Annotated in this window: 17 protein-coding genes; 10 read left to right on the top strand and 7 right to left on the bottom strand. The window is 68.2% G+C overall.

What is annotated here, in order from left to right; translation table 11 throughout:
- The first annotated feature begins 56 nt into the window (after positions 1–56).
- Together bglX and DBY63_RS03020 are read left to right on the top strand one after the other, a co-directional pair.
- Complete coding sequence (bglX, locus tag DBY63_RS03025; protein WP_027602513.1) at positions 57–2,336, top strand: beta-glucosidase BglX; 2,280 nt, start codon at positions 57–59, stop codon at positions 2,334–2,336.
- 445 nt (positions 2,337–2,781) lie between these two features.
- On the top strand, positions 2,782–3,720 hold the full coding sequence (locus tag DBY63_RS03020; protein ID WP_108581244.1) for a LysR family transcriptional regulator: 939 nt from the start codon (positions 2,782–2,784) through the stop codon (positions 3,718–3,720).
- Between the two features lie 13 nt (positions 3,721–3,733).
- On the opposite strand, the gene dld is transcribed toward DBY63_RS03020, so the two are convergent.
- The 3 genes from dld to DBY63_RS03005 form a co-directional block, all read right to left on the bottom strand.
- Entirely contained in the window at positions 3,734–5,503 is a 1,770-nt protein-coding gene (gene dld / locus DBY63_RS03015; RefSeq protein ID WP_108581243.1) for a D-lactate dehydrogenase, read from the bottom strand.
- A 79-nt stretch (positions 5,504–5,582) separates the two neighbouring features.
- Positions 5,583–6,926: an MFS transporter gene (locus tag DBY63_RS03010; RefSeq protein WP_042136225.1), complete on the bottom strand. Its 1,344-nt coding sequence runs from the start codon at positions 6,924–6,926 to the stop codon at positions 5,583–5,585.
- Positions 6,927–7,086: 160 nt separating this feature from the next.
- Complete coding sequence (locus DBY63_RS03005) at positions 7,087–8,223, bottom strand: iron-containing alcohol dehydrogenase (protein WP_108581242.1); 1,137 nt, start codon at positions 8,221–8,223, stop codon at positions 7,087–7,089.
- Between the two features lie 215 nt (positions 8,224–8,438).
- On the opposite strand from DBY63_RS03005, the gene DBY63_RS03000 reads away from it, so the two are divergent.
- Together DBY63_RS03000 and DBY63_RS02995 are read left to right on the top strand one after the other, a co-directional pair.
- Positions 8,439–9,188: a carbon-nitrogen hydrolase family protein gene (locus DBY63_RS03000; protein ID WP_108581241.1), complete on the top strand. Its 750-nt coding sequence runs from the start codon at positions 8,439–8,441 to the stop codon at positions 9,186–9,188.
- A gap of 198 nt (positions 9,189–9,386) precedes the next feature.
- Positions 9,387–11,387 (top strand): methyl-accepting chemotaxis protein, encoded by a 2,001-nt coding sequence (locus DBY63_RS02995; RefSeq protein WP_027597161.1) that lies wholly within the window; start codon positions 9,387–9,389, stop codon positions 11,385–11,387.
- 194 nt (positions 11,388–11,581) lie between these two features.
- Here the strand turns inward: DBY63_RS02995 and betT are convergent, their stop codons facing one another.
- The 3 genes from betT to DBY63_RS02980 form a co-directional block, all read right to left on the bottom strand.
- Positions 11,582–13,555: a choline BCCT transporter BetT gene (gene betT, locus DBY63_RS02990; protein ID WP_027602507.1), complete on the bottom strand. Its 1,974-nt coding sequence runs from the start codon at positions 13,553–13,555 to the stop codon at positions 11,582–11,584.
- Between the two features lie 97 nt (positions 13,556–13,652).
- Positions 13,653–14,534 carry an AraC family transcriptional regulator gene (locus DBY63_RS02985; protein ID WP_256594341.1) on the bottom strand — a complete coding sequence of 294 codons (882 nt, stop codon included), beginning with the start codon at positions 14,532–14,534 and terminating at the stop codon, positions 13,653–13,655.
- A gap of 17 nt (positions 14,535–14,551) precedes the next feature.
- Entirely contained in the window at positions 14,552–15,151 is a 600-nt protein-coding gene (locus tag DBY63_RS02980) for a LysE family transporter (RefSeq protein ID WP_108581240.1), read from the bottom strand.
- Positions 15,152–15,295: 144 nt separating this feature from the next.
- Between DBY63_RS02980 and DBY63_RS02975 the strand changes: the two genes are divergently transcribed.
- The 6 genes from DBY63_RS02975 to DBY63_RS02950 all read left to right on the top strand — a co-directional run bounded on the left by DBY63_RS02975 (position 15,296) and on the right by DBY63_RS02950 (position 22,775).
- Positions 15,296–16,330: a LacI family DNA-binding transcriptional regulator gene (locus DBY63_RS02975; RefSeq protein ID WP_042136235.1), complete on the top strand. Its 1,035-nt coding sequence runs from the start codon at positions 15,296–15,298 to the stop codon at positions 16,328–16,330.
- Positions 16,331–16,417: 87 nt separating this feature from the next.
- The gene (locus tag DBY63_RS02970; protein ID WP_108581239.1) at positions 16,418–17,776 is read left to right on the top strand and encodes an MFS transporter; all 1,359 of its coding nucleotides are present in this window, start codon (positions 16,418–16,420) and stop codon (positions 17,774–17,776) included.
- 24 nt (positions 17,777–17,800) lie between these two features.
- On the top strand, positions 17,801–18,952 hold the full coding sequence (locus DBY63_RS02965) for a mandelate racemase/muconate lactonizing enzyme family protein (protein ID WP_108581238.1): 1,152 nt from the start codon (positions 17,801–17,803) through the stop codon (positions 18,950–18,952).
- A 72-nt stretch (positions 18,953–19,024) separates the two neighbouring features.
- Positions 19,025–20,470, top strand: a complete 1,446-nt coding sequence (locus tag DBY63_RS02960; protein ID WP_108581237.1) for an ATP-binding protein — start codon at positions 19,025–19,027, stop codon at positions 20,468–20,470.
- A complete protein-coding gene (locus DBY63_RS02955; RefSeq protein ID WP_108581236.1) occupies positions 20,455–21,792 on the top strand; it encodes a sigma-54 dependent transcriptional regulator in 1,338 nt (445 codons plus the stop codon). The genes DBY63_RS02960 and DBY63_RS02955 overlap by 16 nt, the downstream gene beginning before the upstream one ends.
- Before the next feature lie 296 nt (positions 21,793–22,088).
- A complete protein-coding gene (locus DBY63_RS02950) occupies positions 22,089–22,775 on the top strand; it encodes a hypothetical protein (RefSeq protein ID WP_177411422.1) in 687 nt (228 codons plus the stop codon).
- Here the strand turns inward: DBY63_RS02950 and DBY63_RS02945 are convergent, their stop codons facing one another.
- Positions 22,776–23,996, bottom strand: a complete 1,221-nt coding sequence (locus DBY63_RS02945; RefSeq protein ID WP_108581235.1) for a pyridoxal phosphate-dependent aminotransferase — start codon at positions 23,994–23,996, stop codon at positions 22,776–22,778.
- Positions 23,997–23,998 lie beyond the last annotated feature (2 nt).

The raw sequence follows: 23,998 nt of genomic DNA, 5'->3' as shown, positions 1-23,998 counted from the left end.
TCGGCACAAGGGTGCCCAAGAACAACGAGAAAGTACGCACAGGGAATTGGGGGACGATGTTGAACGCACCACGCCTCACCGCACTCATGCTCGGCCTGGGACTGGCGGTCAGCGCCACCCTCGCCCCGGCGCAGGACAGGGATCCGGCACGCGCCTACGTCGACGCCCTGCTGGCGAAGATGACCCTGGAGGAAAAGATCGGCCAGCTCAATCTGGTGAGCGTCGGGCCGGACTATCCCAAGGAAGCCATCATGGCGGACATCCGCGCCGGCAAGGTGGGCGCCATGTTCAACACCGTGACCCGCCCCGATATCCGCCAGATGCAGGACCAGGTCGCCCACAGCCGGCTGAAGATCCCGCTGTTCTATGCCTATGACGTCATCCACGGCATGCGCACCATCTTCCCCATCAACCTGGGCCTGGCCAGCACCTGGAATCTCGACGCCATCGCCACCAGCGGGCGCATCTCCGCCCTGGAAGCGGCGGCCGATGGCCTCAACCTGACCTTTTCCCCCACCGTCGACGTGACCCGCGAGCCGCGCTGGGGCCGTGCCTCGGAAACCTTTGGCGAAGACACCTGGCTGACCTCGCGCATCGGCGCCACCCTGGTGCACGCCTACCAGGGCAGGGACTTGCGCGCCCCCGACAGCCTCATGGCCAGCATCAAGCACTTCGGTGGCTACGGCGCCGTGGAAGCCGGGCGTGACTACAGCAACGTCGACATGAGTCCGCAGCGACTCATGCAGGACTACCTGCCGCCCTATCGCGCCGCCGCCGAGGCCGGTGCCGGGGCGGTGATGGTGGCGCTCAACAGCATCAACGGCGTCCCGGCCACGGCCAATCGCTGGCTGCTGCAGGACCTGCTGCGCAAGGACTGGAACTACCAGGGCCTGCTGATCAGCGACCACGGCGCCATCAACGAGCTGGTGCTGCACGGGGTGGCCAAGGACACCCGCGACGCCGCCGAACAGGCGCTCAAGGCCGGCGTCGAGCTGAACATGCACGACGACGTCTACGGCAAGCAGCTGCCCGCCCTGCTGGCCGCCGGCAAGGTGACCCAGGCCGAGATCGACCAGGCCGTGCGCGACATGCTCTTGACCAAGTACCGCATGGGCCTGTTCGACGATCCCTATCGCCGGCTGCAGGGCCAGGATCCGGCCGACACCAACGCCGAATCGCGGCTGCACCGCGCCGAGGCGCGTCAGGTGGCCCGCGAGAGCCTGGTGCTGCTGAAGAACGAAAAGGCCGTGCTGCCACTGCGCAAGGGCGCCACCCTGGCGGTGGTCGGCCCGCTGGCCGACAGTCCGCGCGACGTCATGGGCAACTGGTCCGCCGCCGGCGTGGCCGCCCAGGCCGTCTCCATCCGCCGCGGCCTGGAAAACGCCGTGGCCGGTCAGGGCAAGGTGCTTTATGCCAAGGGCGCCAACCTGCTGGACGACCGCGATGTGCTGGCCTACCTGAACTCCTACGAACCGGCGGTCGCGGTGGATCCGCGCAGCGCCAGCGAACTGATCGCCGAAGCCGTGGCCACCGCGCGCCAGGCCGAGGTGGTGGTGGCCGTGGTCGGCGAATCCCAGGGCATGGCCCACGAGGCCTCCAGCCGCGCCCGCATCAGCGTGCCCGACACCCAGCGCGAGCTGATCAAGGCACTCAAGGCCACCGGCAAGCCGCTGGTGCTGGTGCTGATGAACGGCCGCCCGCTGGCGCTGGAATGGGAGCAGGAACAGGCCAACGCCCTGCTGGAAGCCTGGTTCCCCGGCACCGAAGGCGGCAACGCCGTGGCCGATGTGCTGTTCGGCGACCACAACCCCTCCGGCAAGCTGACCATGACCTTTCCCCGGGAAGTGGGCCAGGTGCCGCTGTACTACAACCACCTGAGCAGCGGTCGCCCCTTCGATGCGGCCAAGCCGAACAAGTACACCTCGCGCTATTTCGACATCGTCAACGGTCCGCTCTACCCCTTCGGCTACGGCCTGAGCTACACCTCCTTCGAGGTCTCGGCGCCGCAGCTGTCCAGCGCCACCCTGAAGAAGGGCGACACCCTGACCGCTAGGGTCACGGTCAAGAACACCGGCAGCCGCGCCGGCGCCACCGTGGTGCAGCTCTATCTGCACGACGTGACCGCCTCCCTGGCGCGACCGGTCAAGGAGCTCAAGGGTTTCCAGAAGGTGATGCTGCAACCGGGCGAGAGTCGCGAGCTGGACTTCCCCATCACCGAGGCGGACCTGCGCTTCTACAACAACGACCTCAAGCTGGTCTCGGAGCCGGGCGAGTTCAAGGTGATGGTCGGCCTGGATTCGGAGCGGGTGCGTGAGGGGAGTTTCACGCTGCTCTGAGGGGGCTCAGCCCTCACCCCAGCCCTCTCCCAGAGGGAGAGGGGGTATAGGCGCGCAGCTCGATGCGGCCTTGCCTTCCTGCGGGCCCTCACCCCAACCCTCTCCCAAGGGGATAGGGGGGTAAAGCCTGCTGATAGATGCCACCGCCTCCCTTCGCACCTTTGCCGCCCCCTCTCCCTCCGGGAGAGGGTTGGGGTGAGGGACAGGATGCGCGCCCTGAGTCCGACCCGTTGGGCTTCGCTGGCGCTCAACCCAACCTGCAGGACCCGTAGGTTGGATTGAGGCAGCTCTATCGCCGAAGCCCAACGAACCACGCCTCGTAGCGGCAGGCTCGCGGCCGATCAAGCCCCGCTCCTATTACAGTCCGTTATACGCAAGCAACGACTTGCTCTAGGCTAGAGCCCTCGGGATCAACAATAAGCAACCGCGGTATAACAGTCGGTCAATGAAGCAGCTCGCCAGCCTCAACGCCATCATGTCGCGCCTGCACGCCAAGCAGCTGCGCCTGCTCATCGCCCTGGCGGAAAAGGGTTCGCTGCTCAATGCCGCGGAAGGCCTGGGGCTCACCCAGCCGGGCGCCAGCAAGGCGCTCAAGGAGCTGGAGTCCGCCCTGGGAGTCGAGTTGTTCCTGCGCACCAATCGCGGCCTGCTGCCGACCCCGGCGGGTACCTGCGCCATTCGCTTCGCCCGGCTGATCCAGGCCGACCTGGACAATCTGCGCCTCGAACTCCACGCCATCGCCAGCGGCTCCGGCGGCAAGCTGGCCATCGGCACCATCATGGGCGCCGTGCCCCTGCTCACCCATGCCATCTCGCGGCTGCTGGACTTGCAGCCACGGCTGTCCATCGAGGTGGTGGAAGACACCAGCACGACCCTGCTCGGCCTGATCGACCAGGGACGGCTGGACGCGGCCATCTGTCGCCTGTCGGTCAGCGAGCGGCCGGAAAGCTACGACGCCCTGGTCATCAAGGACGAGTCCCTGGCGGTCATCGCCCACGCCGCCCATCCGGCCGCCCAGCGCGAGCGGGTCGAGTTGCGGGATCTCTCGGACAGTCGCTGGGTGGTCTATCGAGCCAACATGCCCATGAGACGCACCCTGGAACACGAATTCTTCGAGGCGCAGCTGCCCTTTCCGCTGCACCTGATCGAGACCACCTCGGCGCTGACCACCCTTTCGCTGTTGAGCCGCAATCCCCGGCTGGTGGCCCTGGTCTCGGTCGAGGTGGCGGACTATGTCTGCCAGCATGGCCTGGTCAGCCGCCTGCCGCTGGAGCTGCGGTCGCACAGCGAGCCCTATGAGCTGGTCTCGCGGCACAGCGCCCAGCAGAATCCGGCGTTCGCGCTGCTGGTGGAATCGCTCTACGCCATCCAGCGGGAAGACTGAGCCGTCCCGCAGCTCAGGACGTGCGACTCGTCTCCGCGGTCTCCGCCCGGGCCGCCTTCGCCACCGCGGTGATGGCATCGCCGGCATGCGTGGCGCAGCAGTCCTCCTGCCAGCGATGGCGCCGCGTCAGCTGCCCGATGCCCGGATTGAAGGCGTTGGTCGGATCGAGCTGGCGATAGTGCCGCTCCAGTTCCGGCGCCGCGGCATAGAGGTGACCGACATTGTGCTCGGCGGGATAACGGGCGCCGCGGGCCTCCAGCAGGGCCAGCAGGCGACGCTTGAGCGCCGCGCAGTCCCGGCCCTTCTTCACCAGGTATTCCTGGTGCAGCACGTGGCAGAAGAAGTGCCCGCAATACATGGTCACCTCGATCTGCTCCGCCAGCTCCGGCGGCAGGGTCTCGAACCAGTCCTGGGTGTTGCGCGGCAGGGCGATGTCCAGGGCGAGGATTTCCTCCACGGTGTCCCGGTGCACCGCCCGGTAGCGATTCATGGCATTGCCGACCGCGAAGCGATTGAGGAAGGCGGCGTTGCCCTCCTCCGCGTCGCACTCGATGAAGTCCGCGTCGGCGCTGGGCAGCCAGGACTGCAGATAGGCGCGGGCCTCGTCGATGCCGTCTTCCCCCATCTTCAGCAGCAGATGGTGCTCGAAGCGCGCGGCAAAGGCGTTGAGGCGCGCCGGCAGGTGCTCCGGCAAGGGCGCCGCCAGACGTTGCAGCAGGCGATCGCCAAGCTGGGCACCCAGGCCCAGGCGTTCGCTCAGGGCATCGAAGCGGGTCTTCCAGGCAAAGGCCTGGGGCACCCGTTGCGCACCACAGCGCTGGATGAAGAGGAACAGGTCCTTGCCGTAGGTACGACTGAGTTCGTAGGCCGTGCGGTGCATGTATTCGCCGGCGATGGGCAGCTGGGCGAAGTTGACCAGGATGTGCCGGCGGATGGCTTCCAGATCGGCGGCCCGATTGGAGCCGATGTAGAACACCCGGGTGTTGCGATCGGCGACGAAGGTATCCAGGCGCAGGGCGAACACGGCGATCTTGCCCGCCGAACCCGAGGCTTCGTACAGCCGCCGCGGATCGGCGTTGTAGCGCGCCGGGGTGGCCGAGGCCACATCGCGGACATGGCGGGCGTATTCGCGATCTGAGGCCATGGCACCGGCCGGATCCTGCACGACGCTGTCGTCGAAGCGCCCCTCGTCGAGTCGGCTGAGGATCTCCTCGGGGGTGTCGCCCAAGGCCAGGCCCAGGTGGTTGACCAGTTGCAGCTGCCCGGCTTCGTCGATGCGGGCGAACAGCGACAGCTGGGTGAAGGCCGGTCCGCGGCGGATCAGCGAGCCGCCGGAGTTGTTGCAGACGCCACCGGTGACGGAGGCGCCGATGCAGGTCGAGCCGATCACCGAGTGCGGCTCGCGCCCCAGGGGTTTCAGTGTCGTCTCCAGCTGGCTCAGGGTCACACCCGGCTGGGACAGCACCTGCTCGCCCTGGCGCAGCAGGGCCAGGCGGGTCAGGCGCAGGGTGTTGATCAGCACCACCGGCCGGTCGTAGCCCTCGGCCACCGGGGTGGAGCCGCCGGTCAGGCCGGTGTTGGCCGCCTGGCAGATGATGATGGTGCCGGCGCTGTGGCAGCGCTGCAGCACGCGCCACATCTCCAGCAGGCTGCCGGGCCGCACCACGGCGAGCACCGCCCCGCCACCATAGCGGATGCCCAGGCGGAAGCGTCGGGTCGCCGCGTCGCCCTGCAGGACATGGCGCCGCCCGACGATGGTGTGCAACTCGCTGACCAGATCCATGACGTCCTCTTCACTGACAGGGAAAGCGGCAGCGAAGGATAGTCGCTTCCGCTCGAAAGGCGCGGCTGGCGCGGCGTGGCTACTCGGCCAGCAGCCCGGTAGTCGACGGCGCGGGCCGGCGGGTCACCCACAGCATCAGCGCCGCGCACCCCAGCAGGCAACCCCCGAGCAGCATCAGCCCCACCTGCGCCGAGCCGAACAGCGTGGTCAGCAACCCCAGCAGATAGGGCCCGGCGAAGCCGCCGAGATTGCCGAAGGAGTTGATGATGGCGATGCCGGCCGCGGCGGCGGCGCCCTGCAGAAAGGCGCCGGGCAGCCCCCAGAACAGGGCGATGGCGCTCAGGCTGCCACCCACGGCGAAGGCGACACCGAGGATCATCAGCAGCAGGTGCTGGGGAAAGGCCGCGCAGAGGATCAGGCCGATCCCGGCCAGCACCGACATCAGGGCGCCATAGGCGCGCTGGTTACCCGTGCGCTGGGCCTGGCGGGTGACCCAGACCATGGTCGCCGCGCCGAACACATAGGGGATGGCGGTGATGAGGCCGATGTCCAGGACCGAGGCCACCCCGGCGTTCTTGATGATGGTCGGCACCCAGAAATTGATGCCGTAGTTGCCGAGCATCAGCAGGACGTAGATGACCGTGAGCAGCCAGATGATGGGCAGGGCATACAGCCGCTTGAGGGCGATGCGCGGCTTTTCCGCGGCCTCCAGGGCCAGACGCCGGGTGAGTTCGGCCTTTTCCTGCTGGTTCAGCCACCGGGCGTCCTGGATGCCGTTGTCCAGCAGCCAGAGCACCACCACCCCGACCACCACGGCCGGCACCGCCTCGATGACGAACATCCACTGCCAGCCCGCCAGCAGGCCGTTGCTGCCCATGTAGTACATGATGGCGCCGCTGAGCGGACCACCAAAGATGAAGGACACCGGATTGCCGAGGATGACGATGGCCATCATGCGGCTGTGCAGCGCCGCGGGAAACCAGTAGGTCAGGTAGAGGATGACCCCGGGAAAGAAGCCCGCCTCGCAGACGCCGAGCAGGAATCTCAGGCCATAGAAGGTCAGTTCGTGGCTGATGCCCAGCAACTGGGCGATGGGCCCGGTGAAGGCCATCAGCGACGAGACCAGGCCCCAGGTGATCATGATGCGGGCGATCCACAGCTTGGCGCCGACGCGATGCAGCATCAGGTTGCTGGGGACCTCGAAGAGGAAGTAGCCGATGAAGAAGATGCCGGCGCCCAGGCCATAGGCCGCGTCGGACATGCCGAGGTCGCTGAGCATGGCGAGCTTGGCGAAGCCGACGTTGACCCGATCGAGATAGGCGATGATGTAACCGAGCAGCAGCAGCGGCAACACGCGCCAGGCGACCTTGCGATAGAGCGGATCGAATTGCACCGGGGATGCGGCGGTACTGGGATGGGCCATGATGTTTCGCGTCCTTTAATTGTTGTGATTGTCGCGAGGGTCTTGCAGAACGGCTGGCGGTCATCCGCAGCCCACTACCCGCCCGGAACGAGTCGAGGCGCAGGGCAGGACGGCGGATGGCACTGCAGCGGAAGGGCTTGCCGCTACACAAGCCAGGGCCTCAGAACGAGGCCTGGATCAGCTGGGCATAGTCTTCCGCCGAGGCTTCCCGGGGATTGGTCCGGTGGCTGTGATCGGCCAGGGCGCCGGTGACGATGCGCGGGATGAGTCCCTTGTCGACCCCCATCTGCGCCAGCCCCGTCGGCAGCCGCAGGGCTTCGGCCTTGCGCGCCAGCGCCTGCTCCACCGACAGCCGCGGCGGCAGTTCCATGGCCTGGGCGAGGCGTTCGAGCTTCTCGTCGCGGATCACCGATTCGGCGCTCCGGTTGAAGGCCACCACGGCCGGCAGCAGGACCGCGTTGAGGGTGCCATGGTGCAGCCGCGGATCGATGCCGCCCAGTGAGTGACTCAGACTGTGCACGCAGCCCAGCCCCTTCTGGAAGGCCAGCGCCCCCTGCAGCGAGGCGCTGAGCATCTGGGTACGGGCTTCCAGGTTGGTGGGCTCGTTGAACGCCAGTTCCAGATGGCGCCAGGCCCGGCGCAGGCCGTCCAGGGCGATGCCCTCGGCCGGCGGATTGAAGCCGGGCGCGAGAAAGGTCTCGATGCAGTGGGCCACCGCGTCCATGCCCGTGGCGGCGGTCAGGTGCGGCGGCAGGCTGAGCGTCAGCAGCGGATCGCAGATGGCCACCCGCGGGATGACATGGGGCGAGAGGATGCCGACCTTGCGGCCATCGTCGAGGATGATGATGGCGCCGCGTCCCACCTCGCTGCCGGTGCCGGCCGTGGTCGGAATGGCCACGATGGGCACCGTCGCCGCGGTGATCCGCGTCAGGCCGCCTTCGATGAGGGCGAATTGTTTCAGCGGTCCGGGATGGCGCGCGGACATGGCGATGGCCTTGGCCAGGTCGATGGGCGAACCCCCACCGACGGCGATGATGCCGTCGCAGTCCGCATCCCGGAAACAGGCGACGCCCTCGCGGGTGGCGGCCTCGGTGGGATTGGCCGGGGTGGCGTCGAACACCTGGTAGGCGGCCAGGGGATTCTGCTCCACCAGCTGCTCGATGAGACCGGCGGCCACCACGCCCCGATCGGTGACGATCAGTGGCCGCTGGAAGCCCAGCCGGGCGTTGACGTCGGCCAGTTCGGCCGCACAGCCGGCGCCGAAGCGGATCTCCGTTACATAGTTGATTATCGCCATGACCCGTCCTGTTATTCTTGAAATTGATAGACGGCCCGACTATAGCGAGGCGCCTCCCGGCCAAATACTGAGAGGTAGCGATAGCGGTATAACCGGGAGGCAACCCAGCCTGTTCAGCTAAAGCCGGCATAGCCCTGCCTCCCCTGCCGGACGCCCTCCCCATAGCGATGGCCGGGCCCGCTCTCCCGGGCGCTGCCGCTTTCCCTGGAGTCCCGATGCCCACCCCTACCCTGGCCGCCGCCCAATCCGTTTCGCTCGCCGGCGACCTCGCCGCCAATCTGCGCACCCATCTCGACTTCATCACCGCGGCTGCCGACGTCGGGGTGGAGCTCCTGCTGTTTCCGGAACTGTCCCTGACCGGCTATGAGCCGACCCTGGCGGCAGGGCTGACGCTGGAAAGCAGCGATGCGCGCCTGCTGCCGCTGCGAGACGCCTGCCGCGCGGTCGGGCTGACGGCCGTGGTCGGAGCGCCCGTGCGGGGCGTGGCGGGATTGCAGATCGGCGCGCTGATCCTGGGCGCCGATGGCCGCTGTCATGTCCATACCAAGGAGTACCTGCATCCGGGCGAGGCGCCGCCCTTCGTGCCCGGCGATGGCGGGGACTTGCTGGAGGTGCGCGGGCTGAAGGCCGCCCTGGCCATCTGCGCCGACAGCAATCACGAGGCCCATGCCGATGGCGCCCATGCCCGCGGCGCCGATCTCTACCTGGCCTCGGCGGTGATAGGTCCGACCGGCTATCCCGCCGACAGCGCGCGCCTGGCCGGCCATGCCCGACGCCTGGGCATGCTGGTGCTCCTGGCCAATCACGGCGCGCCCACCGGCGGCTATGCCTGCGTGGGCCGCAGCGCCTTCTGGCAGGCCGATGGCGGGTGCCTGGTCGCGGCGCCAGGCGACGGTCCCTGCCTGGTGATCGTCCGGCAGGTCGCCGGTGCCTGGCAGGGCGAAATCCGCACCGTGCGACCCTGATCGCCGCACGGCGCAATCCTCTGACCGGAAAGCGGCTGCCAGGTCACGGCGCGACTGGATTCGCGTCCCGATATCCCGCGCCTCCTGCGACTAAAGGTCACACGTCAGACGCCGATAAGGCTCTGACATCCTCGTTCAGAACACCGCCAAGGATGCCTTTCGCAGCGTGAACGACGCTGTAACCGCAGGAGCGACACCATGGCCTTGAACACCATTCGGACCCGCTACACCCTGATCTTCCTCGGCTTCATCGGCGCGACCCTCGCGGCCACCGTCATCGGCATTCGCCTGTGGGTGACGCCGGACCTGGTCGCCGCCGGTGAATCCGCCGTGCTCACCCGCGTCAACGAGGTGGGCACCCGCATCTATCGCGAACTCAACCAGATCCAGGCGCAGCAGCGCTCCATCACCCAGACCGTGCCGCTGCTGGACAGCGCCGCCATCGACCGGGTGCTGCCCGGCCTGGTGGACCAGTACGGCGATGCCAAGGTGTTCGGCGGCGGCATCTGGCCGCTGCCCAACCAGCGCGAGCAGGGTCGCGACAAGTTCAGCACCTTCTATCACCGCGATGCCGGCGGAAAGCTGATCGTCAACACGCACTGGAACTCCCCCGAGTCGCTCAACTACTGGGAGCAACCCTGGTTCCAGGCTGGCCTCAAGGCTCCCGCCGGCCAGTGCGTCTGGGCCGCCGCCTACAAGGACGCCGCCAGCGCCGAGCCGCGCACCAACTGCGCCATGGCCATCCAGCGCGACGGCAAGGCCTTTGGCGTCTCGACCATCGACCTCACCCTGGGCTTCTTCAACCCCCTGGTGGACAGCCTGCGCAAGGAACTCGACGACACCGACATGATGATCGTCGAGGCCGACGGCAAGATCCTCAGCAACCTCAGCGAACTCGGCGATTCGCAGATCCTGAACAACGTCTCGGCCTATGCCACCCGTTCGCCCTTCGTCGCCGCCATCCAGCAGAACCTCGGCAAGCTCAAGGGCGAGGCCGTGGTGCGCGACACCTATGTCGACGAGCACGGCACGCCCCACACCTTCTTCCTGCGCCCGCTGGCCGGCACCCCCTGGCTGCTGGCCACGGCGCTGCCCACCTCGCTCATCGCGGCGACCAACACCGGTATCCTCAAGACCCTGGCGGCGATCCAGCTGCCGCTGGTCCTGCTGCTGGTAGGCATCATGGTGCTGGCGCTCGGCAAGCTGATGGGTCGCCTGGGCCTGCTGCAACGCAACATCGAATCCCTGTCCGCCGGCGACGCCGACCTGACCCGGCGCATCCCGGTGCACGGCCAGGACGAGGTGGACGCGGTGGCCGGCGCGGTCAACGGCTTCATCGGCTATCTGCAGCGGCTGATCGGCGAGGTGGGCGATGCCACCGACCGCATCGACACCGGTCTCAAGCAACTGCACGGCCAGGCCCAGCAGAACGGTGCCATCCTGGCCCGGCATGCCAGCGAAACCGACCAGGCGGTGACCGCCATCACCGAGATGAGCGCCACCTCCGACTCCGTGGCCCGCAGCGCCAGCGATACCGCTACCCTCACCCAGGCCGCCAACGGCCAGGCCGAGCGTTCCCGCGCGGTGGTCCAGCAGGCCTCGGCCAGCGTGCTGGCCCTGGTGGATCAGGTGGAAGACGCCACCCTCAAGGTGCAGGCCATGCAGAGCGATGCCCAGCGCATCAACGACGTGCTCGGGGTGATCGGCGGGATTGCCGGCCAGACCAACCTGCTGGCGCTCAACGCGGCCATCGAGGCGGCCCGGGCCGGCGAACAGGGTCGCGGCTTCGCGGTGGTGGCCGACGAGGTCCGCGCCCTGGCCGGCCGTACCCAGCAGAGCACCGCCGAGATCAACGAGATGCTCAACCGGTTGCAGCAGGGGGTGAGTTCCGCGGTCGCGGCCATGGAAATGACCAAGGCCAGTTGCCAGAGCACTGCCGAGCGCACCCGCGAGGTCACCGAAGGCCTGGACGAGATGAGCGGTTCGGTGGTGCGCATCAGCGATCTCTCGACCCAGATCGCCGCCGCGGCCGAAGAGCAGAGCGTGGTGGCCGGCGAGATCAACCAGAACATGGTTGCCGTGCGCCATATCGTCGACGACCTGGTCACCAGCGGTCAGCGCACCGCCGAGAGTACCGCGGCGGTGCAGTCGTCCAACGAGCAGCTGATCGCGGTGGTGCGGCGCTTCCGGGTGAGGTGACCCGAGCGCCGCGACAGGAAAAAGCCGGGCACTGCGCCCGGCTTTTTCGTTTCAGAACCTGTTCACGATCTCGCGAGCTAGAGACAAACAAGGCAAAAACGCCTGAGGAAGCGGAGTTTACAAGTGGTAAATGAGCATTCCGAAGGCGTTTTTAACGCAGTTTGGCCGACGCGCAGCAGATCGTGGATAGGTTCTCAGCCCACCAGATGCAGAAAATGCATATGGCGCTCGTACTGGTCGAGGATGTCGCCGATGACGTCCTCGCGGGACCAGCCCATGACGTCATGGTCCTGACCGCCTTCACGCAGATAGACCTGGGCGCGGAAGTACTTGCGCTCCTCCCCCGGCTCGCTGCCCATGACGAAACTGGGCATGGCGTAGGCGTGGGGTCTGACCTGGTAGACGAACTCGGGCTGCTCGGCCGGACCGACATACAGCCGCACCCCGCCATCCTCGCGGTCTTCCACGCCACAGACATAGCCCTGCTTGCGCCATTCCTCGGCCACCGCGAGGCAGGCCGGCTTGGCCACCTCGCCGATGAAGCGCACCACGTGGCTGCGCCGCGGAAACATCGCCAGTCCGCGCAGGCGGCGCTGCCAGCCGCCCGGCGTACGGCTGGTGGGCGGGGTGAGACTCAGCGATTGATGGCGCAGGCCGCGCTTGGTGGCGTCCAGCTTCAGGGCCTTGAGCAGGCCATGCATGCTGAACAGCAGGGCGAGGGTGAACGGCAGGGCACTGGCGATGGTGGCGGTCTGCAGGGCCTTGAGGCCATCGGCCAGCAGCAGCGCGATGGCCACCAGCCCCATGCTGGCGCCCCAGAACACCCGCTGCCAGACCGGCGTCTGGTCCTGGCCGCCGGAGGCCAGCATGTCCACCACCATGGCGCCGGAATCGGCGGAGGTGACAAAGAACACCACCACCATGACGATGGCGATCAGCGAGATCACGCTGGCGAAGGGGAAGTGCTCGAGGAAGGCGAACAGCGCCAGGGAGCTGTCCTGGGATACCGCGGCGGCCAGATCGGTGATGCCCTCGGTGAGGATCATGTGGATCGCCGTGTTGCCGAACACCGTCATCCACAGCAGGGTGAAGCCGGCCGGCACCAGCAGCACGCCGGAGACGAATTCGCGGATGGTCCGCCCGCGCGAGATGCGCGCGATGAACAGCCCGACGAAGGGCGACCAGGCCAGCCACCAGCCCCAGTAGAACAGCGTCCAGCCGCCGATCCAGTCGGTGGGTCGATAGGCGTTGAGGTTGAGGGTGCGGCTGACGATCTCGCTGAGATAGCCGCCGGTGTTCTCGACGAAGGTCTGCAGGATCAGCACCGTGGGGCCGAGGATGACCACGGTCAGCATCAGCAGCACCGCCAGGCCCAGGTTGAGCTCCGACAGCCGCCGGACGCCCTTGTCCAGCCCCGAGACCACCGAGAGGGTGGCCAGCGCCGTGGTGACGACGATCAGGCCGATCTGCACCGGGGTGGACACCGGCACGCCGAACAGCACGTTGAGCCCGGTGTTGATCTGCGAGACGCCGAAGCCCAGGGAGGTGGCGACGCCCAGCACCGTACCGATGATGGCGAAGATGTCCACGGCATGGCCGATGGGGCCATGGATGCGCTCGCCGATCAGCGGATAGAGCGCCGATCTCAGGGTCAGCGGCAGGCCGTGGCGATAGCTGAAGTAGGCCAGGATCAGGGCGACGATGGCATAGATCGACCAGGCGTGCAGGCCCCAGTGGAAGAAGGTGATGCGCATGGCCTGGCGCGCGGCGTCCACCGTCTGGCCATCGGCATAGGGCGGGTTGAGAAAGTGCATCACCGGCTCGGCGACGCCAAAGAACATAAGACCGATGCCCATGCCGGCGGAAAACAGCATGGCGAACCAGGTGGTGTTGGCGTAGTCCGGCTCGCTGTGGTCCGGGCCGAGCTTGATGTCGCCATAGCGACTCATGCCGAGAAACACCACGGTGCCGAGGATGATGGCCACGGCGAGGATGTAGAACCAGCTGAGGTTGGTGATGATCCAGCCCTGGATGGCGGCGAACAGCCACTGGGCGTTGGCCTGGAACAGGCTGGCATAGAGCACCAGCACGAGTAGCAGCAAGGTCGAGGTCCAGAAGACCGGAGGACTGAAGGTGGGACGAGCGGCGGATTCTCCCTGGCCGGTCATAAAAGGGCTCCTGTTCATGAAGTGCGCACAGGTTGACTGCCCTCGCCCGTGATCGTTTCGCTGGCGACGCTGCGGGAACGGCGCATGCCGCTGTGTGCTACCGCACCAATCGCTGGGGCGCTAAAGGGTCGGATACGCCAGCCAGCACAGTGGCGCCGCGTGCTCCCGCCAGCCCGCGAAACCAGCGCGCCGGCGCCACGCCGAAGGTCTGGCGGAAATGTTTCGTCATATGACTCTGGTCATAGAAGCCGGCGGCAACGGCCGCCTCGGCCAGCCCCCGACCGAGGCGCACCTGCAGCCGTACCTGGTCGAGACGGCGCAAGGTCAGGTAGCGATGGGGACTGGTGCCGAAGTAGGCACGGAAATCCCGGGTCAGACTCCAGCGATCCCGACCGGCGCAACGGGCCAGGTCGTCGAGGGTGACCGCCTGGTCCAGATGATCCTCCAGGTATTCCCGCGCACGCAGCGCGGCGGCGAAGTCCACCCGTCCGCGACTGGGCCAGGCCTGGCAGACCTCGGCCAGGGTCGCGACCAGGCCATAGAGGGCGTCGTCGCGAGCCAGGACATCGGATTGCGCGTCGAGGGCGGCGAACACCGCCTCTGTGGCCTGTGCCAGGCGCGGGTCAAGGGAAACGCCCTCCCGGTGGAAGGGCAAGGGCCGTCCACCCAGGATGTCCTGCACCAGGGTCGGCGGCAGATAGACCATGCGATAGCGAAAGCCATCGGCGGCGCCGGCACGCCCGTCATGGACCTCGTCCGGATGCAGGATCATGGTCTCGCCGGGCAGGCTGTTGGTCCGGGCGCCGCGATAGGAAAAGCTCTGCACCCCGGCCAGGGTACGGCCGATGGCATAGGTGGCATGGCGATGGGGGTCGAAGGCATGGCCACTGAAGAAGGCCTCGATGGACTCCAGCTCGGCATGGGCTGGGGCGTGCCTCACCCAATCCGTGGCACCGGGCAATTCGATCTGGCTGCTCATGGCGACTCCTCCGGCGCTCAGCCTAGCAGACCGCGCCAGGCGTCGTGGAACAACAGCAGGGCGCAGCCAACCAGACTCAGGCCCAGCAGCCGATTCACCGCGCGAAAGCCGCGTCCCCGCACCAGGTAGCGCCCGAGCAGCGCCCCGAGCAAGGCGTAGCTCGCCGGGGCGCCGCAGGCCGACAGCGCCAGGGGCAGCGACCAGAGGGCGATCTTGCCCCCGGTCACCTGGGCCGCCGGAAACATCACCGTGGCGATGGGCAGCACCGCCAGCCACGCCTTGGGATTGAGGCCCTGGATCAGCAGGCCGCTGGCAAAGGTCAGCCGCGTGGCGGCGCCCTCCCCCTCGGCCGTCGGCGGCGCGGCCCGGGCGATGCGATAGCCGAGGTACAGGCAATAGCCACCGCCGAGGAGCGCCAGCCATGGCAGCAGCGCCCCCGAGACCACGACCGCCCCGACATAGCCCAGCGCCAGAAAGAGCACCAGCATGGCGCAGCCCACCCCGGCATAGAAGCCCAGCGCCCGGCGGGCCTGGCCGCGCAGACCGGCATTGAGGCCCAGGGCGTTTACCGGGCCAGGGCTGTAGATGACGCTGAAGGCATAGAGGACGATTTCCAAGGGGCACCTGCCAGGCTTCGAGACGGAGACCCAGGCTAGCCAGCGCGCCCGGGGTCTGGCTTGTACGTCTGTGGCTGGTCTGCCTTGAGAGTCATCGTATGACTCGGCAGAATCAGGCTTTCCTCTCCTGTCGCGGAGTCGCTCTTGTCCGGTGATCGCAACACCTCGCCCTGGCCTGGCCGCCCCGATGGCAAGCCGCCGACCCTCAAGGACGTGGCGCGCCTGGCTGGGGTCTCACCGATCACGGTCTCGCGCACCCTCAACCAGCCGGAGATCGTCCGCCCGGCATTGCGTGAGAAAGTCTTTCGCGCGGTGCGCGAGAGCGGCTACCAGCCGGCCATGCTCACCACTGGCAGCGCGCCCCAGGAGAGTCGGCTGATCGCCATCCTGGTGCCCACCATCGTCAATTCCATCTTCGCCGACACCGTGCAGGCGCTCATGCAGACCCTGACCGAGGCCGGCCACCAGACCCTGCTGGGCCTGACCGACTATTCCACCGAACGCGAGGAGCAGCTGCTTGATGCCCTGTTGCGCCGCCGCCCCGATGCCATGGTGCTGACCGGCACCCTGCACACGGCCGCCAGCCGACTACGCCTGTCCCAGGCCGGCATTCCGCTGGTGGAGTGCTGGGACCAGGGCGAGCGGCCGCTCGACATGCTGGTGGGCTTTTCCCATGTCGCGGTAGGCCAGGCCGTCGCCCGGGCGCTGTTGGCGCGCGGCTATCGCCACTTCGCCAGCCTGACCCTGGACGATCCCCGCGGACGGCTGCGCCGCGATGCCTTACGCGACGAACTGGCCATCCAGGGCCTGGCCGCGCCAGCCGATGTCAGCCTGCCACCGCCGGCCACCCCGGCACTGGGTCGCCAGGGCCTGGCCCGCCTGCTCGACGTTGGCGCCTGCCCCGAGGTGGTGGTCTGCAGCTCCGATACCCTCGCCCACGGGGCGTTGGCCGAAGCCCATGCGCGCGGCCTGCGGGTCCCGGAGGAGCTGGCCGTGATGGGCTTCGGCAACCTGGCCAGCGCCGCCCATCTGATCCCGGCGCTGAGCACCGTGGACGTGCGCGGAGCCGAGATGGGCACCCAGGCCGCGGAGGCCCTGCTCGCCCGGCTGGCAGGCGCGGAGACACGGCTGCGACGGGATACCGGCTTCGAACTGGTCATGCGCGAGAGCACGCGCTGACGCTTGAATGATTGCGTAATCAGCTTAGCGTCCTCCTGCAGGTGCCGGCCTCGCCGCCGGCTTTGCCCGCTGAAAAGGACAATAACAATGCGCAACCCCACCGCTCCGTCGCGGCGGACCCACGTCCGCTATCTGGTCCTGGCGATGATTTTCCTGGTCACGGTATTCAACTACGTCGACCGCGCCACCCTCTCCATCGCCGCACCGGCCATGCGTCACGACCTCGGTTTCGACGCCGTGGCCATGGGTCTTGCCTTCTCGGCCTTTGGCTGGGCCTATACCGCCATGCAGATTCCCGGCGGCATCGTGCTCGATCGCTTCGGCTCGCGCCTGGTGCTGGGCGCCAGCCTGATTCTCTGGTCGGCGCTGACCTTCCTGCAGGGCTACGTCGAATTCTTCTCCTCGGCACTACTGGCTCTGTTCGTGCTGCGCTTTCTGATGGGGGTGGCGGAGTCGCCGGCCTTTCCGGCCAACAATCGCCTCACGGTGATGTGGTTCCCGCGCCAGGAGCGCGGCCTGGCCACCGCCATCTTCCAGTCGGCGCAGTATTTCGCCCTGGCGGTGTTCACGCCGCTGATGGTGATCCTGCTCAACCAGTTCGGCTGGGAGCACGTATTCTTCTGGACGGGCGGCGCCGGCATCCTCATCGGCCTGCTGTGGTTCGCCACCGTGCAGGAGCCCCGGCACGACGAAAGGGTCAGCCAGAGCGAGCTGGACCACATCGAGGCCGGCGGCGGTCTGCCCGACCTGGGCGACACCCGGGCGCCCTTCAGCTGGCGCACCTTCAAGGCCATCAGCGGCAATCGCATGATGCTGGGCATCTACCTGGGGCAGTTCTGCCTGACCACCATCACCTGGTTCTTCCTCACCTGGTTTCCCACCTACCTGGTCGAGGCCAAGGGCCTGACAATGCTCAAGGTCGGCCTGATCGCCGCCATCCCGCCGGTGGCCGGCTGCCTGGGCGGCGTTCTCGGCGGACTCTGGTCGGACGGCATGCTGCGCCGCGGCTACAGCCTCACCGCCGCGCGCAAGACGCCGATCATCGTCGGCCTGCTGCTCTCCAGCAGCATCGTGGTGGCCAACTACACCCAGTCCATCGCCCTGGTCACCCTGGTGATGTCCATCGCCTTCTTCGCCAAGGGCGTGGGCAACCTCGGCTGGTGCATCGTCGGCGACGTCTCGCCCAAGCGCGCCATGGGCGTGAGCGGGGCCATCTTCAACTTCTGCGGCAACATCGCCAGCATCGTCACCCCGCTGGCCATCGGCCTGATGATCAACCAGCTCGGCTCCTTCGACGTGGCCCTCACCTACGTCGCCGCCATGGGCCTGCTCGGCGCCTTCTCCTACCTGGTCATCGTCGGCCCGCTCAAGCGCCTGGACCTGGGCGAGCTCAACGACGAGCCATCCGCCACCACAGACACCGCCCTGCCTGCCACCCGCCCCTGATCCCTCACCCCGGAGACTTTCCCCATGACCGACACCTCCTACAGCGCCGACCAGGACCGCATCGCCTGGGTCCGTGTGGCTTCCGTGTTCCTGCCGCTGGCCACCCCCATCAGCGACGCCAAGGTGCTCACCGGCCGGCAGAAGCCGATGACCGAGATCGCCATCCTCTTCGTCGAGATCGAGACCCGCGACGGCCAGCGTGGCCTGGGCTTCAGCTATTCCAAGCGCGCCGGTGGCCCGGGCCAGTTCGCCCACGCCCGGGAAATCGCCCCGGTGCTGCTCGACGAGAATCCCAGCGACATCCAGAAACTCTGGACCAAGCTCTGCTGGGCCGGCGCCTCGGTGGGTCGCAGCGGCCTCGCCACCCAGGCCATCGGCGCCTTCGACGTGGCCCTCTGGGACCTCAAGGCCCGTCGCGCCAACCTTTCCCTGGCGCGCCTGCTGGGCGCCCAGCGCGACTCGGTGCGTTGCTACAACACCTCCGGCGGCTTCCTGCACACGCCACTGGAGCAGTTGCTGGTGAACACCGATCTTTCCCGGGAAAAAGGCATCGGCGGCATCAAGCTCAAGGTCGGCCAGCCCGACTGCGCCCTGGACCTTGAGCGCGTCGCCCGCGTGCGCCGCCACCTGGGCGAAAGCTTCCCGCTGATGGTCGACGCCAACCAGCAATGGGACCGACCCACCGCCCAGCGGATGTGCCGGCGCTTCGAGGAATTCAACCTGATCTGGATCGAGGAACCGCTGGACTGCTACGACGCCGAGGGCCACGCCGCCCTGGCCGCGGCCTTCGATACCCCCATCGCCACCGGCGAGATGCTCACCAGCATTGCCGAACACCAGGAATTCATTCGTCTGCGCGGTGCCGACTTCCTGATGCCCGACGCGCCAAGGGTGGGCGGTATCACGCCCTTCCTCAAGGTGGCTGCGCTGGCCGAGCAGGCCGGCGTGATGCTGGCGCCGCACTTCGCCATGGAATTGCATGTGCACCTGGCCGCCACCTACCCCACCGAGCCCTGGGTGGAACACTTCGAATGGCTGGAGCCGCTGTTCAACGAACGCCTGGAAACCCGTGACGGGCGGATGCTGGTGCCGACCCGCCCGGGCCTGGGGCTGTCGCTTAGCGACAGGGTCGCCGGCTGGACCGCGCAGGAAGCCGAATTCGGCCGGCGCGGCTGACACCCGCTCTGCGCCGCGAACTCCACACGGGTGTGGCACTCTATCCAGGCCAAGGCCTGGAAGAGAAAGCCCATGTTCGGATCGCTGCGCAGTCGCCTGATTGCCCTGCTGCTGATGCTCGGCGGCATGGCCGTCGGGGTCGGCTGGCTGATGATCCTGCTCTTGCGCCAGTCGGAAAGCGCCCAGCTCGGCCAGGCCACGGTGGAAGCCGAGCAGGCCTGCCAGGCCATCGCCAGCAGCTATCGCTTCTACAGCAATGGCTGGTCCGGCCCTACCGCGGGCCTCGCCGACCCGGCGCTGCAGCGCAGTCTCGGGGGCGTGGCCAGTGTCGCCCTGCTGCGTTATCGCGGCATGGCCGGGGGCCTCTGGCAGGAACAGGCGGGACTGCTGGCCGATGCCAGTCCCTTCCCCCTGACCGCCGCCGAACGCCAGCACCTGGCCGATCTCGCCGCCGCGACCCTGGCCGAGGCACGCAGCCTGAGCGACAGCTTCAGCGCGGACGGCGCCACGGTGCTGGTAGCCGCCTGCCCGCTGTCCGGGCCCATTGCCGATCTCGCCGCCTGGACCCTGACCCGCCTGACCTTCGCCGAGGGCAGCGGGCAGCGCCAGCTGAAACTGGGCCTGGGCCTGATACTGCTGGCCATGCTCGCCGCCACCCTGCTGCTCGGCCGACTCACCTGGCAGTGGTCGCGCCATGTCGCGCGGGTCGAGCGCGATCTGGGCGCCAATGCCAGCCACGACCTACCCACCCTCGCCCTGACTGGCGAACGCGAGCTGGACCGGGTGCTGGCGGCGCTCAACCAGGCCGGGCAGCGCCTGACCCAGGCCCGGGACGAGGCCCAGCGACTGACCACCCAGGTCCACGCCAGTGAACGGCTGGCCGCCCTCGGTCGGGTGGCCGCCGGGGTCGCCCACGAGATCCGCAACCCCCTGGCCGCCATGCGCCTCAAGGCCGAGAACGCCCTGGCCGGCGACAGCGGCCGGCAGCAGAAGGCGCTGGACGCCATCCTCACCCAGGTCACCCGGCTGGACCGCCTGTTGCGCCGCCTGCTCGACCTCACCCAGCCGCTGCACCTGCAACCCACTGTCATCGCGCTGCCGGCCTTTTGCCGCGAGGTGCTGGCCGGTCACGAAGACCAGGCCGTCCAGCGCGGCATCCGCCTGACCGCCCGGGTGGCCGTCGATGAGGGCTGGTTCGATCGCGACGCCCTGGCCCGCGCCCTGGACAACCTGCTGCTCAACGCCCTCCAGGCCGCCCCGGCAGACAGCGAAATCCGTCTCGATGCCAGCCGGCGCGGCGACTGGCTGGTGCTGGCGGTGGAAGACGAAGGCCAGGGGCCACCCGCCGAGTTGCGCGCCCAGCTCTTCGAGCCCTTCGTCACCGGTCGCCCGGAGGGCACCGGCCTGGGCCTGGCCCTGGTCCGCGAGACCGCCCGCGCCCACGGCGGCGAGGCGCGACTGATCGATCCCTCCCTTCCCACGCGCTTCGAGATCCTCCTGCCATGCCAACCCTGCTGATCATCGATGACGACGCCGGTCTGCGCGACGCCCTGGCGGAAACCGCCGCGGACCAGGGCTACCGGGTGCTGCAGGCCGACGGGGGCGAAGCGGGCTTGCAGCTCCTGACGCAGGAGGCGGTGGACGCCGTGCTACTCGACCTGCGCATGCCCGGGCTGGATGGCCTGGAGGTGCTGGCGCGCATTCGCGCCCTCCCCGAACCACCGGCGGTCACGGTGCTGACCGCCTTCGCCAGTGCCGGCAACACCATCGAGGCCATGCGCCTGGGCGCCTTCGATCATCTCACCAAGCCCATCGGCCGTGACGAGCTGATCCGGGTACTGGCCGGCATGACCGCCCAGCGCGGTCCGGCCAGCGCGCCACCGGCGGCGGTCGAGGGCCATACCCTGGTGGGCGGCAGCGACGCCCTGCGCCAGGTGCAGAAGACCATCGGCCGCCTGGTGGACAGCGAGGCCACGGTGCTGGTCACCGGCGAGACCGGCACCGGCAAGGAACTGGTGGCCCGGGCCATCCACGAGCATGGCAAGAGACGCGGGGCGCCCTTCGTCGCGGTCAACTGCGCGGCCATCCCGCCGGATCTGCTGGAAAGCGAACTCTTCGGCCATGTGCGCGGCGCCTTCAGCGGGGCCACCACCAATCGCCTCGGCGCCTTTCGCGAAGCCCAGGGCGGCACCCTCTTTCTCGACGAGATCGGCGACATGCCGCTGCCGATGCAGGCCAAGATCCTGCGCGCCCTGCAGGAACGCGAGGTGACGCCGGTGGGCGGCGCGCCGGTGCGCCTGGACGTGCGCCTGGTGGCCGCCACCCACCGCGACCTGGCCCAGCGGGTCGCCAGCGGCGACTTCCGCGAAGACCTCTTCTATCGCCTGCACGTGGTACCCATCCACCTGCCGGCGCTGCGCGAGCGGCGGGCCGACATCCTGCCGCTGGCCGAACACTTCCTCGCCCCCAGCGGCCGCGTCCTGGCGGACGATGCCGCCGCCCTGCTCTTGCGCCACCCCTGGCCGGGCAACGTGCGCGAATTGCGCAATGCCATCCAGCGCGCCGCGACCCTGGCCCAGGGCGAACGCATCGTCGCCGCCGACCTGGCCTTCCTGCAGGGCGAGACCCCGGATGAGGTGGCCATCGACGCCAGCTGGCCGGAGGAGACCCTGGCCGAAGCCACCGCGCGCCTGGAACGCCTGCTGATCGAGCGCGCCCTGCAGCGCAGCGGCGGCAATCGCGCCGAAGCGGCCCGCCGCCTGGGCATCCATCGCCAGCTGCTCTACACCAAGCTGAGTCGGCTGGGCCTGGGTGTCGGCGCAGACGACAGTCCCGCTTAGAGCCTATTCAAAGTCTCGCGAGCTAGAGACAAACAAGGCGAAAATGACTGAGGAAGCGGAGTTTACGAGTGGTAAATGAGCATTCCGAAGCCATTTTCAACGCCGTTTGGCCGACGCGCAGCAGACTTTGGACAGGCTCTTAGGCTGTCCGCTTTGCCGACAGGTATGTCCGCCAGCCGGACGCAATGCCTGGCTCGAACGGTCTCCATAAATCGCAAGGTATTGATTTATATAGAAAATAAAAGTTGGCACAGGCCCTGCAATATCCTGATCGTCAACCACCGCAGGAGTCATCCATGCCTACCAAGACCCAAACCCTCGTGATCGGGACCTTCGCCCTGCTGTCCGTCAGCGGCCTCGTCCTGGCACAAACCGCACCCGCCGGCAGCACCGCCTCCACCACCGCGGCCAGCGCCCAGATCCCTACCCAGCAGGGCCAGCTCAAGCAGTTCCTGCTCAATCCCCGCGGCGATATCGACGGCCTGATCCTGGCCGACGGCACCGAGGTCAACACCCCGCCGCACCTGTCCGAGCAACTGGCCGCCACCTTCAAGCCGGGTGACAGCATCAACGTCGCCGGTCTGCGCGCCGCCAGCCTGCCGCTGGTCCAGGCGGTGTCCCTGACCAACGTCCAGACCGGCAAGACGGTCACCGACGAAGGCCCCGATCGCGTGGCTGGTCGCCGTCCGCCGGCACCCCCGGCACCGGGCACCGAGCGCGATGGCGACAGTCTCCAGGGCCAGATCGTCCAGTTGCTGCACGGTCCCCGTGGCGACGTGAACGGCGCCCTGCTGCAGGACGGTACCGCCCTGCGCCTGCCGCCCCATGAAGCCCTGCGCCTGCAAGCGCTGCTCAAGCCCGGTCAGACCGTAGCCGTCCGCGGCGAGCTGGTGGCCAATGCCCAGGGCCGTGCCTTCCGGGTCAGCGCCCTCGGCGCCGATGCCAACTCGCTGCAGACCCTGGATACCCCGCCGGCCGGCTGATCAGGCCAGCAGCCGCCGGGTCGCTTCGGCGATCCGGCGGCAGGCTTCCTCCAGCACCTCGCGCGAGGTGGCGTAGGAAACCCGGAAGTAAGGCGCCAGGCCAAAGGCCGAGCCTGGCACCACCGCCACCCCGCCCTCGTCCATGAGGTAGCGGGCAAAGGCCGTATCGCTGTCGATCAGCTCCCCGCCCGGCGTCCGCCGACCCAAGACCCCCGCGCAACTGGCGTAGACATAGAAGGCCCCCTCGGGCCGCCGCGCCGACAGGCCCGGCACCGCGTTCAGCGCGTCCACCACCAGATCCCGCCGCTGGCGAAACAGCTCGCAGCGCTCGCGCACGATGTCCTGCGGCCCATCCAGGGCGGCGATGGCCGCGGCCTGGCTGACCGAGCAGGGGCAGGAGGTCACCTGGCTCTGCACACTGGCCATGGCCTGGATCAGCGCCTTGGGTCCGCCGGCATAGCCCAGGCGCCAACCGGTCATGGCATAGGCCTTGGAGACGCCGTTGATGGTCAGGGTCCGCTCGCGCACCCGTGGCTCCAGCGCGGCCGGAGTGACGAAGCGAAAGCCGTCGTAGAGGATGTGCTCGTACATGTCGTCGACCATCAGCCAGACCTGCGGATGGCGCAGCAGCACCTCCAGCAGCGGGCGATAGTGTTCCTCGCCATAGGCCGCCCCCGAGGGGTTGGAGGGCGAGTTGAGCATCACCCAGCGGGTGCGCGGGGTGATGGCCGCCTCCAGGGCTTCGGCGGTCAGGCGGAAGCCATCCTCCTCACGGCACGGCAGCACCACCGGCGTGCCGCCGAGGATGGTGACGATGTCGGCATAGGTCACCCAGAAGGGCGCGGGGATGATCACCTCGTCGCCCGGGTCCAGGGTCGCCATCATGGCGTTGAAGATCACCTGCTTGGCCCCGGCCGAGGCGGTCACCTCGTCCTGGGCGAACACCAGATCGTTCTCCCGGGCGAACTTGCGGCGAATGGCCTCCTTGAGCGCCGGGCTGCCGTCGAGCACCGTGTACTTCGTCTGGCCGGCGCGGATGGCCTGGATCGTCGCCTCCTTGATGTGCTCCGGGGTATCGAAGTCCGGCTCGCCCGCCCCCAGCACGAGCAGATCGACGCCCTGGCGGCGCAGGGCATTGGCGCGTTCGGTGATCTTGAGGATCTCGGAGACGCCCACGGAGGCGAGGCAGTGGGCGAGGTGCAGGGTCGAATCGGCGGCCATGA

The organism is Pseudomonas sp. RIT411 (assembly GCF_003057735.2).
In the GTDB taxonomy this organism is placed as follows: Bacteria; Pseudomonadota; Gammaproteobacteria; order Pseudomonadales; family Pseudomonadaceae; genus Chryseomonas; species Chryseomonas oryzihabitans.
This window is presented reverse-complemented; position numbering and strand designations above follow the sequence as displayed.

Excerpts from the sequence above, each read along its gene's own strand:
- bglX (WP_027602513.1), top strand. The coding sequence starts at position 57 with ATGTTGAACGCACCACGCCTCACCGCACTCATGCTCGGCCTGGGACTG.
- DBY63_RS03020 (WP_108581244.1), top strand. The coding sequence starts at position 2,782 with ATGAAGCAGCTCGCCAGCCTCAACGCCATCATGTCGCGCCTGCACGCC.
- dld (WP_108581243.1), bottom strand. The coding sequence starts at position 5,503 with ATGGATCTGGTCAGCGAGTTGCACACCATCGTCGGGCGGCGCCATGTC.
- DBY63_RS03010 (WP_042136225.1), bottom strand. The coding sequence starts at position 6,926 with ATGGCCCATCCCAGTACCGCCGCATCCCCGGTGCAATTCGATCCGCTC.
- DBY63_RS03005 (WP_108581242.1), bottom strand. The coding sequence starts at position 8,223 with ATGGCGATAATCAACTATGTAACGGAGATCCGCTTCGGCGCCGGCTGT.
- DBY63_RS03000 (WP_108581241.1), top strand. The coding sequence starts at position 8,439 with ATGCCCACCCCTACCCTGGCCGCCGCCCAATCCGTTTCGCTCGCCGGC.
- DBY63_RS02995 (WP_027597161.1), top strand. The coding sequence starts at position 9,387 with ATGGCCTTGAACACCATTCGGACCCGCTACACCCTGATCTTCCTCGGC.
- betT (WP_027602507.1), bottom strand. The coding sequence starts at position 13,555 with ATGACCGGCCAGGGAGAATCCGCCGCTCGTCCCACCTTCAGTCCTCCG.
- DBY63_RS02985 (WP_256594341.1), bottom strand. The coding sequence starts at position 14,534 with ATGAGCAGCCAGATCGAATTGCCCGGTGCCACGGATTGGGTGAGGCAC.
- DBY63_RS02970 (WP_108581239.1), top strand. The coding sequence starts at position 16,418 with ATGCGCAACCCCACCGCTCCGTCGCGGCGGACCCACGTCCGCTATCTG.
- DBY63_RS02965 (WP_108581238.1), top strand. The coding sequence starts at position 17,801 with ATGACCGACACCTCCTACAGCGCCGACCAGGACCGCATCGCCTGGGTC.
- DBY63_RS02960 (WP_108581237.1), top strand. The coding sequence starts at position 19,025 with ATGTTCGGATCGCTGCGCAGTCGCCTGATTGCCCTGCTGCTGATGCTC.
- DBY63_RS02955 (WP_108581236.1), top strand. The coding sequence starts at position 20,455 with ATGCCAACCCTGCTGATCATCGATGACGACGCCGGTCTGCGCGACGCC.
- DBY63_RS02950 (WP_177411422.1), top strand. The coding sequence starts at position 22,089 with ATGCCTACCAAGACCCAAACCCTCGTGATCGGGACCTTCGCCCTGCTG.
- DBY63_RS02945 (WP_108581235.1), bottom strand. The coding sequence starts at position 23,996 with ATGGCCGCCGATTCGACCCTGCACCTCGCCCACTGCCTCGCCTCCGTG.